The 12,645-nt window shown below is 56.0% G+C and carries 16 protein-coding genes and 1 tRNA gene; 5 read left to right on the top strand and 12 right to left on the bottom strand.

Annotation, left to right across the window (positions count from 1 at the left end):
• Nucleotide 1 precedes the first annotated feature (1 nt).
• Together SIB58_RS08640 and SIB58_RS08635 are read right to left on the bottom strand one after the other, a co-directional pair.
• Nucleotides 2-862: a hypothetical protein gene (locus tag SIB58_RS08640; protein WP_414494848.1), complete on the bottom strand. Its 861-nt coding sequence runs from the start codon at nt 860-862 to the stop codon at nt 2-4.
• Nucleotides 859-999 carry a toxin-antitoxin system HicB family antitoxin gene (locus tag SIB58_RS08635; RefSeq protein ID WP_082823263.1) on the bottom strand — a complete coding sequence of 47 codons (141 nt, stop codon included), beginning with the start codon at nt 997-999 and terminating at the stop codon, nt 859-861. Before SIB58_RS08635 ends, SIB58_RS08640 begins: the two co-directional genes overlap by 4 nt.
• 346 nt (nt 1,000-1,345) lie before the next feature.
• On the opposite strand from SIB58_RS08635, the gene SIB58_RS08630 reads away from it, so the two are divergent.
• From SIB58_RS08630 to SIB58_RS08615, 4 genes are all read left to right on the top strand, one after another.
• Nucleotides 1,346-1,537 carry a hypothetical protein gene (locus tag SIB58_RS08630; RefSeq protein ID WP_067325311.1) on the top strand — a complete coding sequence of 64 codons (192 nt, stop codon included), beginning with the start codon at nt 1,346-1,348 and terminating at the stop codon, nt 1,535-1,537.
• Nucleotides 1,537-1,953, top strand: coding sequence for a hypothetical protein (locus tag SIB58_RS08625; protein WP_066905254.1), 417 nt, complete (start codon nt 1,537-1,539; stop codon nt 1,951-1,953). Before SIB58_RS08630 ends, SIB58_RS08625 begins: the two co-directional genes overlap by 1 nt.
• Before the next feature lie 195 nt (nt 1,954-2,148).
• Entirely contained in the window at nt 2,149-2,733 is a 585-nt protein-coding gene (locus SIB58_RS08620; protein WP_156486504.1) for a tyrosine-type recombinase/integrase, read from the top strand.
• 257 nt (nt 2,734-2,990) lie between these two features.
• A complete protein-coding gene (locus SIB58_RS08615; protein WP_156486505.1) occupies nt 2,991-3,269 on the top strand; it encodes a hypothetical protein in 279 nt (92 codons plus the stop codon).
• 112 nt (nt 3,270-3,381) lie between these two features.
• Here SIB58_RS08615 and def read toward each other — a convergent pair whose 3' ends face one another.
• Nucleotides 3,382-3,915, bottom strand: a complete 534-nt coding sequence (gene def / locus SIB58_RS08610; RefSeq protein WP_074159266.1) for a peptide deformylase — start codon at nt 3,913-3,915, stop codon at nt 3,382-3,384.
• A 454-nt stretch (nt 3,916-4,369) separates the two neighbouring features.
• Between def and SIB58_RS08605 the strand changes: the two genes are divergently transcribed.
• Nucleotides 4,370-5,068 carry a class I SAM-dependent methyltransferase gene (locus SIB58_RS08605; RefSeq protein WP_231856966.1) on the top strand — a complete coding sequence of 233 codons (699 nt, stop codon included), beginning with the start codon at nt 4,370-4,372 and terminating at the stop codon, nt 5,066-5,068.
• A 705-nt stretch (nt 5,069-5,773) separates the two neighbouring features.
• On the opposite strand, the gene SIB58_RS08600 is transcribed toward SIB58_RS08605, so the two are convergent.
• The 9 genes from SIB58_RS08600 to nrdJ all read right to left on the bottom strand — a co-directional run bounded on the left by SIB58_RS08600 (nt 5,774) and on the right by nrdJ (nt 12,524).
• Nucleotides 5,774-6,574: a hypothetical protein gene (locus tag SIB58_RS08600; protein ID WP_066905264.1), complete on the bottom strand. Its 801-nt coding sequence runs from the start codon at nt 6,572-6,574 to the stop codon at nt 5,774-5,776.
• Complete coding sequence (locus tag SIB58_RS08595) at nt 6,575-6,817, bottom strand: hypothetical protein (RefSeq protein WP_156486506.1); 243 nt, start codon at nt 6,815-6,817, stop codon at nt 6,575-6,577.
• 202 nt (nt 6,818-7,019) lie between these two features.
• On the bottom strand, nt 7,020-7,601 hold the full coding sequence (locus SIB58_RS08590) for a PriCT-2 domain-containing protein (protein ID WP_067325322.1): 582 nt from the start codon (nt 7,599-7,601) through the stop codon (nt 7,020-7,022).
• Between the two features lie 159 nt (nt 7,602-7,760).
• Nucleotides 7,761-7,910 (bottom strand): hypothetical protein, encoded by a 150-nt coding sequence (locus SIB58_RS08585; protein WP_414494844.1) that lies wholly within the window; start codon nt 7,908-7,910, stop codon nt 7,761-7,763.
• Nucleotides 7,911-7,933: 23 nt separating this feature from the next.
• Nucleotides 7,934-8,125, bottom strand: a complete 192-nt coding sequence (locus SIB58_RS08580) for a hypothetical protein (RefSeq protein ID WP_156486507.1) — start codon at nt 8,123-8,125, stop codon at nt 7,934-7,936.
• 237 nt (nt 8,126-8,362) lie between these two features.
• Nucleotides 8,363-8,653 (bottom strand): hypothetical protein, encoded by a 291-nt coding sequence (locus SIB58_RS08575; protein ID WP_156486508.1) that lies wholly within the window; start codon nt 8,651-8,653, stop codon nt 8,363-8,365.
• Nucleotides 8,654-8,757: 104 nt separating this feature from the next.
• Nucleotides 8,758-9,897: a hypothetical protein gene (locus tag SIB58_RS08570; protein WP_066905275.1), complete on the bottom strand. Its 1,140-nt coding sequence runs from the start codon at nt 9,895-9,897 to the stop codon at nt 8,758-8,760.
• Nucleotides 9,898-10,028: 131 nt separating this feature from the next.
• Nucleotides 10,029-10,115, bottom strand: a tRNA-Ser gene (locus SIB58_RS08565).
• A 72-nt stretch (nt 10,116-10,187) separates the two neighbouring features.
• Complete coding sequence (nrdJ, locus tag SIB58_RS08560) at nt 10,188-12,524, bottom strand: ribonucleoside-triphosphate reductase, adenosylcobalamin-dependent (protein ID WP_066905277.1); 2,337 nt, start codon at nt 12,522-12,524, stop codon at nt 10,188-10,190.
• Nucleotides 12,525-12,645 lie beyond the last annotated feature (121 nt).

Raw genomic sequence — 12,645 nt, 5'->3', positions numbered from 1 at the left:
CTCAGTCGCCGACCACGAACGGCCGGGGCATGTGTTCGGAGAGTTGATATCCCGAAGGGAGCTCATGGCGGCATCGGCGGGGACTCCACACAGGGCCAAAAGCCGACCCCCCGGCCAGGTCACCCCACTTGCCCTCGAGCAGAGCCGCGAGCACGTCGGGATCGTCGTGCGCCATCAGCTGGACTTTGCGGCGGTAGGCCTCAAAGTCGAGATGTTTATTCACCGTCGCGTTGGCGGTCAGGCTGATCACGAACCGCTGGTAGTGATCCGAAAAGAAGCGCTGCGGCTTCATGTGGGTTAGCTCAAACGGGAGCGGATCCACAAACCTGGCCTTCAGTGCGGCATGGGCCGGGCCGCAGGGGTTGGCGAGCACAATCATTCGCCGCGGATCCGATGGCGCACCCCTCAAGACGCCCGCAAGCTCATCCGTGAATTCCAAAATGCTCGGCGTGGCACCGGCCTCGTCGACGATGATCGAGCTCTTCGATCGGCCTTGGAGGCGGGTCATGGCTCGAACTTGATCCATCGGTGAGCTCGCCGAACAGGCCAGCTCGACGGTGCCGAATGGTGGGTCCCTTCCACCAAGGCGAAAGACTGAATCAGCGGTCGAGTATTTCGTTCCGGGGAACACCGCCGACAAGTATTTGAGCAAATCTGCCTGAATCTCAAGTAAGGCCTGATATGAACTTGGGATGATCAGACAGGCATAGTCTTCCTTGAGCATCGTGGCGTCGCGAGCCACAAGGAATTTCACGCCCGTGGACTTACCGGGGCCCTTGCCGGTGCCAGCGAACAGATGCTCATCAAGCGGTGCTTTGAGCAACAATTCCTGGAATGGATTAGGGGTCTGGAGCTCCATCAATTCACCACCAGCGCTAGGCCTCTGGCGATCAGCTTTGAGAGGCTGATTCCCTGGCTCGCGGCCTCTGCCTTGGCCTTTCGATGAAGTAGTTCAGGAAGACGAATTGACGTGAGCTTTATCTCCTGCATTTCAGCCATGGGGTGATGCTTTTCATGCAGTTTAGGAAGTCCTTAAAAGCTAAAAATTCAGACAAGATGGGCCTCTAAGAGCTGATATCAATTCAACCCCTGCCCCTCCCAAAGCACCTTTAATCGAAGGCGTTTAACACTTAGAGGATTAGCTCTTGAATGTTAAAAACTGGAAATCACTGTCCGTAAGCTTCGGGCGCCAATTCCGCTTGATAAATTGTCACACTGCCCACTTTTTCGTGAGCTTGTGAGTTGAAATAAAGGAGTGAAAAAGTCTTACACTCTTTTTTCGCAAATTCAGTCAGTCGATATCAACAACTGACTAAAGACAAGTCAGCTTTAGTTTTACAACAAAATGACACTTTTTCCGCCAGCAATTGTGGAGAAATACCACGTGCGATTCCGCGGATTCGCTGACATTGAAGTGCTTTCAATCGGATCGATTGAAGCAGTCTCTGCAGCGCGTCATGTCCTGATGGCTGAGCGTGGCGTCACCAACCGGGCCACGCTCGAGAGCGGTCACGTCACGTTTGTGGAGGCCGCCTGATGGCAGGAGGCGCCAAAACGGCCAAGCAACGTGATGCCGCCCTCGAGGTGGCCGCGCGGTTGCTCGATATGGGCTCGCCCGGATCGATCGTGGCCATGACGCTTCAGCGCCAGCACGGATATTCACGGGCCCAGGCCTTCCGGATCGTCGCGAAGGCGAATGAACAACACGGAAGCGAGGGCATCAGCGCTCGGCCGACCGCCAGCGACATGATCGCCATGAGCCAGCAAGCGTTAGCGGGTGCCCTGGCCGAGGCCGCGGAAGCCGGTGACTGGAAGGCGATCGCGAAGCTCAGTCGCGAGCTGCGTGAAGCGCTGAAGGCAAATGGCGCCATCACGACGGTGGCCGGACCTGAGCCGGACGCAGCGGTGGACTGCGTGATGGCCGTGAAGGCCGCTCATACTCGCGAGCGATGAGACAAGTCTCATCCCAAAAGCCAGTCCACCACTGAAGCAAGAATTTTTCAGTCTCATCCGCTGAAAGGCCACCGGCCATCAGCGGCATCCTTGTGCCCTTTTGTCTGACTTGACGTTTTGAATGAGGCCCCAGCCGGCCTCAGCAGCCAGTCACGCCAGGGCATTTGCCATTTCAAACCAAACAGCAAGTCAGTCATGCCCAAAACCAACGGCGCCGGCCAGGCCACAACCATCACGCCGGAACAGATGAACACCCTGCTCATGGCCGCTCCCACCCCTGAGTTGCGTTTCGCCTGGCAGGTGATGAGGTTCACAGGCTCACGCCTCACGGAGACGCTCAGGCTGAGCTGGGGTGCGATCCACTCAGACCGGATTGTTTTCATCAAAAGCACCACCAAGACCAAGACCACCCGCGAGCCGCGGATCGGCGACCGTTTGGCCGCAGAGGTCGAGCGTTATCGCGGCCGCTGGATCAAACGGCATGGCCGGGAGCCGCGGCCAAGGGATCTCGTGTTCCCCGGACGGTTTGGCGTGGGCGAGCCATTAACGCGCCAGGCCTGTGACTTGGCGCTTCGCCAGGCATGCCAGGCCGCAGGCCTTCCGAGCGGCATGAGCCTCCACTCGTTCCGGCGATCGCTGGCCACAACAATGGTTCAATCCGGGACATCGCTCATGACGGTGAGCCGTTTCACCGGCCATGCCTCGCTCGAGCAGCTCAGGCGGTATGTGGACGTGAGCCCCAATGACGAGATGAGCGCTCTCGAGGCGATCGGAGGGTGATTGGCCGCTGCTGGTTCAGGGCCCCCTGAGGGGCTCTCAGCAGGCTCTGAAGCCACATCCACTGGCTCTGGAGCCGGTGACATGAATGCCTCGGCTGAAGGCGCCGGCAATGTGACCTGGATGGCAGTAGTTGCAGCGCCCGCGGCGTCAATGCCCCCATCCATCAGGCCCATAAGCTTCGCCATCCTTTCCACGCAACGGCCGCTCTCTGATACAGCTCGAGGATCAATGCCATTCCTCACTTGCTGCTGGAGCAGTTGGCCATCAGCGCCCAGCGTTGTGACCACCACGCCTGCTGCCGCCTGACGCTCAATGTCTTTCAGGAGCATGCCAGCGAGACCCCGCAGAATCTCGAGGCATTCGCCTTTCACAACCTCAGCTGTGTTCTCCGGCAGATCTCCCTAGGCGGAGCATGCCCACTGAAAGTCACGGCTTGCGGCGGATTGAGTGATGTCAAGCCGACGAGCAATATCCCTCAGGCTGTATCCGTGAGCTTTGAGCTTGAAAACCTCTTTCCCTCGCTCAACAAACGCTGATTGCTTCCCATATTCACGTTTTCGAGGCGGAATTGAATCGACCATGTAAAAACTATTTACTGTTTTACTAAATAAAGTTTAGGTTGTCGAAGAAACAAGAAAAGCTTTATTCCTAGGGAATTTTCCCATAAGCCTGAAGCTCTTCAGTGAACCCAAAGGCCAATGAACTGGTAAGACGGTCAGGGAAAAGTATGCCGTCTAAGTGGTCGTTTTCATGCTGGATGACTCGTGCATGAAATCCATGCAATTTTTCCCGATGGGAAGACCCTTCTTGGTCTTGATATTGCAGATGAATGCGTTCCCACCTCTCCACTTCACCGCGCAAACCAGGAACACTCAGGCAACCCTCCCAGCCAGCTATCGATTCTTCGCCAATCGATTTGATTACAGGGTTGATCAGGACACGCTCTGGTAAAGGTGGAGCGTCGGGATAGCGAGGGTTATGCCTCATCCCGACCACAAAAATTCTCCACGGCTCATTGATCTGAGGTGCCGCTAGCCCCGCGCCAGAGCATGCCGATTTGGTATCGAATAAGTCGTCTATCAGCGTTTGTAAGCGTCGACTACCGAACCAATCATCGGGGATCTGCGCCGCACGTCGACGTAATGATGGATGACCAATTCGCAGAACACTTCGAATACTCATCAACCAATGATGCCGCCAACAATCTCCCGCTTGCTCCAGTGTCAGCTCAGAGCAACCACCAACCAAGCAGAATTCCAATAATGGTGCCTTTTACCCATACCAGAGCTGCCATCTGGTAATTCGATAATCCCAGCTTTTTTTGAATCCAATTGAAAGCCTGCTCATCAGCGAAGAAGACAGCTCGTACGGGGCGAATAATCCAATCCATTTCAAAAAGGCGTTATTGCCGTAGACGATGCCGTTCAGACATCGCTTAAGCAAGCCGTTACAACAGCGAGTAATCCGCTCCATGTCATCTACCTTCCGGCTACAGCGGGTGCCCTTTTGGGAACCGAACAACCCACGCTCCAGCCGAACTGCAGATGCTGGGTTTGGTTTAAGGGTGGACTGAACCAGGATCCCTACTGGATTAGTAGTTGGTCTTCAATGAAAGGAGTTGATGCTTATGAATCCTGTGACTCAGCTTGATTTCGAGGCTGAATATGGACGCAAATACCGCACGACAATCCAACACTCCGTACCGGGTCATGCAACCCTTCTCGAGATCGCTGCTGCTGCAATCGGTGATACGGCTCCAGCAGCTAGGCGAATTCTTGTCGTAGGGCCTGGACCGGGAGATGAGCTGCCTCAGCTACTGGACGCCTGTCCTCAAGCTGAATTTGTTGTGATTGAGCCCAGTGCTCAGATGTTGCAGACCAGTATTGAAACCTTGAAAGGCCATGGCGGTTTCGAAAGGTGCCAGTGGGTTCCGAAGACCCTGGAAGAAGCCGTTCGCTCGGATCTCCTGCAAAGGAACTTTGATGGCGTCATCTGTCATAACGTGCTGCACCTGATGGCTCCAGATCAGCAGGATCTGATGATTGAGCTCCTTGTAGAGCAGTCACTGCCAGGAGGCGTGCTGCTCATCAGCAGTTACAGCGAAGCTGCGGAATCTGAGGTCTGCGACACGATCTTCAGCATCGCTGCACGACGACTGCTCGATCGTGGTCTTCCTTCCGAGATGGTGGATAAATTTCTCACTGCAAGGAACACTGCCGTTTTTTCTCTGGATGCGGCGCAGCTCGAAACCAAGCTTGTGGGTCTGAATTGCCAAGCCCCAACCCAGCTTTATCAAGCCCTGTTTGCACGGTTGTGGATCACCAGGCGGATTTGAATTTGATGATCTTGTGGAGATCTGGAGTGCCTCTGACATTCGCTGCTCTGGTTCGGACCAGCGGACATCTACATCGGCTCAGCACTGCCAGACGATGCCATATGAGCAAAGCTGGTACCTACTGTCCCGAGATAGTGGATTAAGGGGATGGTGCGGATTCTGCAGTTAGGAGCAATTGCAGTGCTTGCACTAGTGACTGTTGTCGTCGTAGGAGTCGATCAAGGCAAACAGCCAAGTAGCGATCGACCAGCTGAAAGCAAGGGACAATTGGAACGCCTACGCAAGGAGCATCTTGAAGACTCCGTTCCACTAAGGAAATGATTGGAAAAGCTGGTCCCTGCGGATCAACTCTGACCGCTCCAAGCCCTGGCGGAACGAGGACCGGAGGGGGGTAGGTCTAAGAGAGAGATTTTGGGATATATAGGGAAAAGAATCAAATTTACATTGTCATATTAATAGATTTCAGAGATTGATAACGACTAAAACACTCGGGATTTAGCCGGGATTTTCTCGGGATTTGGGATTTTCGCCCAGACGTAGAAGCCAGGACTGTGATCCATCAATTCCCCCAAAATCCCGAATCCCGATGAAATCCCTCGAATATCCCACCACTTTCAAACCTTCCCCAACATTGAAAAACCGTTTAAACACTGACTTCTCAATGTTCAAGCGGTAGAAAATCCCAAAATCCCGACTACCCAGTGATTACCCTCCCCCCTTCTTCCACTCCTCAACCTCAGGAGCGAGTTCTGGTATCGCCAACAGCAATGGCTCAGTTCCCTTGGAGGTGATGTGCCATCGCCTCTTCTCACTGCGGATCAGCTTGTCTTTGCCCAGGGCGGTGAGCCGGTTCTGAATCGTTTTCTTGGCGTTGTCGATGCAATCCACCAGCTCGGTGGTCGAGACACCATCCGATCGCTTCAGCCACAGCTGGAAAAGGATGTCTGTGGTCCGGTTCTCCTCCACATCACCGTGAACCAGCTTGAAGAATCCGTTGTCGGGATCCAAGGTGTACTCGAAGGTTCGACTCGGCTCACCCCGGAGCTTCTGAACGGTCCACCTCACAACATGGTCATGGCCCTTGCGCTGCACCTTGTGCAGGGTGTGAACCGCAAACGGCACTTGAGTGATGTTGCTGTTTCCGCCCGCTCCATCAATCCCCATATCTGCCTTGGCGGCCCCGGGTTTGGTGTGATGCAGCCACAGCGCCGTGACGTTGAACCGATCAGCAGCGGCCTGAATCAACCTCATGCAGGTGCCCATCGGGCCAATACCGAAATCAATGCCACCCAGATCCATTACAGCCTTAAGCGAGTCGATCACCACCAACCGATAGGGATCACCGTTAAAGCCCTGCTCCAGCTTCTCGAACAGCTTGTGCAGGTTGGAGACATTGAAAGCCCAGGGCGTTTCGCCCGTGGCTCGGTTTGAGCCCCTGAAGTTGAACTTCAATCGCCAGGTCCGCTCCTGCGGTGCCTTCAGGATCGAGATGTATTTGTTGAGCATCTAATAGGCCCCGTCACCGCCATCGGTGCCGATCCAAAGTGTTGCGCCCAGGGCTTCAGGTTTGATCTCATCAGCACGATCGAAGACGTTTGGGTTGCCAATGGCGGTCTGATAGCTGAGCCCCAAAGCCGCGAGGGTTTTGCCAACACCACCGGAACCCACCAGCAGAGCATCACGCTCCAACAGGGTGAAACCGGGAATCTGCGGAACCAGCTGATCCTGTTCCTGCGTTCCGGCCGACATTGAGCGACCACGCTTGGCCACGGTGTTTTCGCTCTGGATCTGGAGATCCTATTCAGCAGCAACCATCTCGATCAGCCGCCGATCCACCTCCTCGCAGCGAACCCGATAACCGCCCAGTACAGAGCGGTGATATTGCTTGTGCGCCCAGGCCTGTTTGCTGCAATCACCGCTTCGCTCAAGTTCTTAGAGGTTCTGCATCCGCTCATCGATGGCGGCGACAGCCTTGGCTTTTGGCTGCCTCCTTTTCCTCCTCAGTCTGGGGAGCTTCACGAATGCTTCGGTTCCATTCTGCGACAGCAGTCTTCAGTTGCTCCGCGTTCCGAAGGACATACTGCCTTCCTCGCTCCAGGAAGCCGCCCGGACGTGCATTTTTAATGGGATGCCAATCGGCGTCATGCAGGATGTCGCCACCCAGCTTCTTCACCCGATCCACCAGTGACCTGAAGGTCAGCCGTGGTTCGGTGACACCCTTTGCGGTCCAATTGCTCCACTCGCGCAGGCACTCGCCTTCATCGAAGTTGGGCATTCCCTCGCACCAGGCAATCCAATCCGGCAGCAGCAGATCCGGCTTGCCGCATTCACGGGAAACGTCATGCACCGCCATCCCAATCGACAGCCAGGTTTCATAGTCACAGAACTGCTCTGTAGGAACGAACTCCTTTTTCAGGAATTGTCTTGTCCGCTCCGCATCGGTGAACGGTTTGCAGCTGCTGGTAGGCGTTTCATCCGGTGTGATGACCGGAGCCAGCATCAACGTCAGTAACCACTCTGGAGCAGTCGCCAATTCCTGCTCTGAAGGCGATCGGCCTGGCAGGAAGACATATCCATCGGTCTTCGGGTGATGGCCGACAACAACGCTCTGATGGCCGTTCCAGCGGAGTGCAACCTGGCCCTCAGTTCCGCCACCTTCTGGCTTGAGAACCTTTTTATTGCTCAGTTGCTGTCAGAAGCTCATCGGCACCCGATAGGCCGCCTGATGCCTGCCTTCACGCTGTGAAGTCCAGCTGATCGAATCAGGCAAATCACTGACCTTGTGGCCTGTCCTTTGCTCAAAGGTCTGGTCCGAGCCAACGCCATCGAAGTCGATCGCCATGGTCTGGCTGACTACACCAGTCATCAGGCCAACAGCCTTGCGACTCCATTCATGGAGTAGATCTGTTCCAGCGAATAGGGGTTATGCGGCCATCCTGTTGCGGGTTTTCCACTCTTTGGATCGACCGGAACCTTTGCATCGCCAACGGGAGTGAAACGCCAATACTCAGGAGCTCCAGCTAGGAGCTCTCGGGCAATGAGGGCAAACCTTTTCATCAGCCCTGCCTCGAATCGATGTCGGCCAGGGCCAGACCAACGTGAAACTCGAACGATCTGCCGCCAGGGCGATAGCTCGCAGGTTTGATCACGCCGGTCTCGCGCCAGTTCTGGATCGTGCGGACTTAGACGCCTGCACGTTGAGCCAGCTCAGTTGGTGTGATCCATTTGCGTTCATGACTCGGCACCCGCTGGAGCAGGGTCTGAACATCAGCCTTGAGTTGCTGAACTTTTGCATCAGACATTGCTGCACCTCCAATAACTAGTGCAGTGCTCGAGGAAGTCAGCCACGAACATGTCATCGCAGCCCGTGTCCTGCTTGAAGTCCTTCATGATCTGCTTGATCAGATCGCAGGTGTCACTGATCGCTTCTTGAACGTGATCCGATCTTGGGTGGAAACCATCAACCATCGGCGAATCTTTGATTGGAGCACTCATCACAAAAAGCCCCAAAAGCCAGGGCATAAAAGGGATTACATGGTTTTTGTGATCGTAGAATTGCGGACCTGAGCTATCGGTGCTCTCCACAGAACGACCGCGCTACTTGCCGAACACTGGGACTTTAGTGAGGGTTTCGCGTACCTGAAGCCCCAAAGCCGAACGGGCACTGGGGATGGTGTCAGCCCTGCCTGTTATCGCCGGTTCGCGACGAATGCAGCAACGTCGGCTTCAGTGAGCCATCGGTGATAAGTCCTGGTGTGAACGCTGATGTCGTGACCCATGCACCGTGCTGCCAATCCTGTGGGAACGGCATCTCTGATTGAACGAACGGCCCAGGCGTGTCTCAGGTCATAGAGCTGCAGGCCCTCGGCCTGGCGGCCCAGCCACTTTCCCCATTTCTCGGTTGTTGCCTTGGCTTCCAAGCTGTCGTACTGGCTCGGGCTGTCGTAGCTCATCGATCGATCCACATCCTGCAGCTGCAACTCATCAGCCAGCTCTGTGGGCAGGGCCATTGCGGTGCGCCACTCCGGTGGTTCTCCCTTTCGCTTGACCGTGAGGCATCGGGCGGTCCCGTTGTCGGCTGGTTCTATCGAAAAAGTCTCTGATGGCCTGCAGCCATAAACCGCCAGGGCAGCAGTAGCCCATCCCCACCGCTTGTGATCCCTGAGTCTGCGGATCGTGTCGAACAGCTCGGCATCGCCAGGCACTTCACGTTCGCCTGGTGTGTAGGGAGTGCGGAGCTTGTCGAACTCGCTCAGCTCATCCTTGCTGAAACCAACCAACTTGCCGAGGCGTTTGAGCACCTTGCAGGATTCCAGCCTGGTGCGAGATCCGGCCTCTGTTGTTTTGACGATTGTCAGCAGCAGGTCAGGTGTCAGCACAGCATCAGGTGTGCCAATCCGCTTCAGCTCAGCTCCAATCCGTTGCCAGGTTCTGACCGCTGCTGATGTTCTGATCTTCCCCTCCCAAAAATCTGCCTCCAGTTGTTCACAGCCCTGCGCCACCGTCAGCTTCGGTTCTTCGGAAGGGACGGGCACGCTGCTGCCCTGTTTTGCATTCGCCCAGTTCTCCCAGCTGAATGTGCCAGCTGCTTTCTCGCCAGCCAGCTGCAGAGCTTTTTCATGAGCCCTGGCCAATCCCTGTGAATCTGCTTTCAGGGAGAGAGGAATCCGCTGCTGTTGTGGTGGTTTGCCTGGCGTTTTCGATGGAAGCGTGGACAGCAGGGCCAACCCCTGGCCTCGGCGATTGATCGAAACACCGGCACGCTGAGCCTTAAGGCCTTGGTTGATCAGGGAAAGCTGCTGTTCGAAGGCGTCAGCGCCGGATGGCATAAATCCATGGCATAAATCTTCCGCTTTTATGCCAAATCCTTCGCGAAAAAACCAGTGCCCTCTGCCGAAAACACCCCCGCAGGGCTGGGCCTAGACATTAAAAAACCCAGTCATTGACTGGGTTTTTGAAACGGAGAGGGTCGGATTCGAACCGACGGTAGGCTTGCACCTACGCTGGTTTTCAAGACCAGAGCCATAAACCACTCGACCACCTCTCCAAGCTGCGTTACATCGATGACGTTCGCTGAATCATTTTAAAGGAGTCACCACCTGATGACTCCCTCCTGCTTTCAACTGTTGGGCTTTGCCAGAGGCATCAGGCACTTGTCTGAATCGCAGCCGGCAGGGCCGGCTTCGCTGATTTCACCCATGTCGTAACGCTGCAGAGCCTCGAAGAAATCAGTACTCACGCGACGCTGGATCACCTCGGATTGCATCCGCTCGTAGGTCGCGGCATCGATTGGTTCGAATGGAAGCCTGGGGAAGGTGGCATTGGCATCGAAACGGGCCAGCAAAGCAGCTGAGATGTAGCCATCTCCACGGTCGATGCTGCCGTGCAGTGCGTCGACGAGCGCATCAATTTCATGCTCACGGAATTCGATCGTCGCCGATGTGTTGTGAGCTGTGTAGTGAGTCTGCACCTGCATGTAGAAATCAAACTGGGCCATGGCCGAGAAGGAGTTGATGTCCACGGCATCCGCGCCAGGCAGGTTGGCCCAGCTCACTTCAGTGGGAATCTCAACCAGCCACTCGGTGCAGCGGCTGTCAAACGGGTCATCGAGCAAGCGACCTTGCTCGTCCTTGTCGGACTGGGAAGGCACCACTGTGTAGCCGTAATCCATACAGGCCATCGCCACAGGATCGTTCTTGCCAAACGTGATGCGTCGAATGAAACGCTGCGCTTTAGGGGGGTGCCAGCCAGGGGCAGCACCGGTGAGCAGGCTCTTCGTGCCGGCGGGTTGAACCGTGGTGCAGCGGTTGGGGCGACGGAGTCCATGACGGTCGCAATACTCCCAAACGGCTTCATTCACCGTTGCCTTCCAGCGACTGAGGTAATCGGCTTCCTGACGCTTGAACTCACGGCCTTCCTCAGTGTCCGGGCGACCGGCTTCCCACCATTTCAGCCAGGGAGTTCCGAAGGCGTGCACAAAGAAATCGAATAAGCCCGTAAAGCTCACGCCAACGATCGGATCCCAGGCGCGGCTTTGGCGATAGCGCTCCACTTCGAATTGATGGTTGAGCAGGCAAGCCACCGACAGGGCTCCAGCCCTGAAGGCGTCCCGTTGTCCCTCGTCATCGCTTGGGTCGATCTGATTGAGATGAACTTCAGCCAGGTTGCAGTGGAAATCAGCACCAAGGATTTCTCCGCATGGATTGAGCCCGTAGCGGCCGAGCCGATGCTCGAGTTCGTCATCAGCAATTGGGCCGTGATTCAGATTCAGCCAGCGACCTGCTTCTTCCTTGCCTTGATCGCAATAAATGTCGATGAATTCCCGACGCAGTTCAGGGGTGGAGAGCAGGTCGGCATTGGATCGAGCAATCGCTTCAGGTGCGAACTGGATCGCTCCCTCACCGCTGTGGAACTGGCGGGTCACCGCATCCAGCACCACCTCGCGGCTGGGACGGGTGTGATAAACCCGAGTGTGATTGGCCATGCGCAGGGCATCACGCTCTGGATCAATCCGCCAATTGCCATCAGCATCCTGCTGCCAGAGGTTGTCTTTGGCTCCAGCTGCGCTGGTGTCGTTGGATGAAAACTGACGCATTCCAGCGCTACGACGGATGTTGCCGGCCACGATGGTGACGGCAGCCTCATCAATCAGCAGGCAGCATTCAATCGATGTGAGCTTGCGTCCAACGGCTTTGCCAAGAAGGCGGGCGACACGTCCGTAGAGATCTTTCAGCTTGACCGGGTTGGCCATGCCGCCGAAGCCCTTGAGGGTTTCGCCAACAGGTCGTACATCAGAAAGGTCAATCTCAACCTTGACCGTTTGACCTGCAAAACGCTCATCACTGCTGAGGTTCAGCAGCAACTGATAACTGTCGACCCAGCCACGACGGGTGTCGCCAACACGGATCGAAACCGTGTCGCCATCGATGCTGTGGCTCGTTGACTCATGACGCTCACCCGCAGGTGTTGCACCGATGTCGGTGACTTTGATCACCTCAATCGGGTTGGTGACCACCGGCAGTCGATCGATCAGGTGCGGCTCGATGATGGCGCCAGTTCCGCAGCCCATCATCGCCAGGTCCATCATCAAACCGAAGGCTTCCCAGTCCACAAGATTGGTGGAAGTGCAGTTGTAGGAGCCTGAGAAATTCTCCTGGCGTTCGATCCAGGGGGTGCCGCCGATCCAGAGCCAACGTCCTGAAGGCAAGGCTTTCTTGTCGGCCTGCATCCGAGCTAGCAGCGAAACCTCTTCGTCAGTCAGCTGGCCGAGCTTCTGCAAACCGCCGAGGTTTCGGGCACCAACTTCACTCCAGCTTTCTCGTCCAGCGGTGCTGCGCCGGCTGTAGGTCCGATAGAAAACAGGATTGGCTGCGGGTGCTGTGACGGGGAAGTCCCCATTGCTGGACACGGTTTTGGCCATGTCCTGGGTATCACTGCGGCTTGGAGACAGGGTCACGTTGTCGGGCGGGTCAGTGCCGGCACCCTAACGCCAGCAATGGGGGTAGCAAGTGGTTGGTGGCACTATCTGCAGTGTCGCTGGTCAACAGGGGTGAGGGGCTGCCACCATTTCGGCCAGT

The sequence above is a fragment of the Synechococcus sp. MIT S9504 genome, assembly GCF_047497135.1.
Classification (GTDB): Bacteria; Cyanobacteriota; Cyanobacteriia; order PCC-6307; family Cyanobiaceae; genus Synechococcus_C.
The sequence above is the reverse complement of the archived record's forward strand: the minus strand, read 5'-3'. Positions and strand labels throughout refer to the sequence as shown.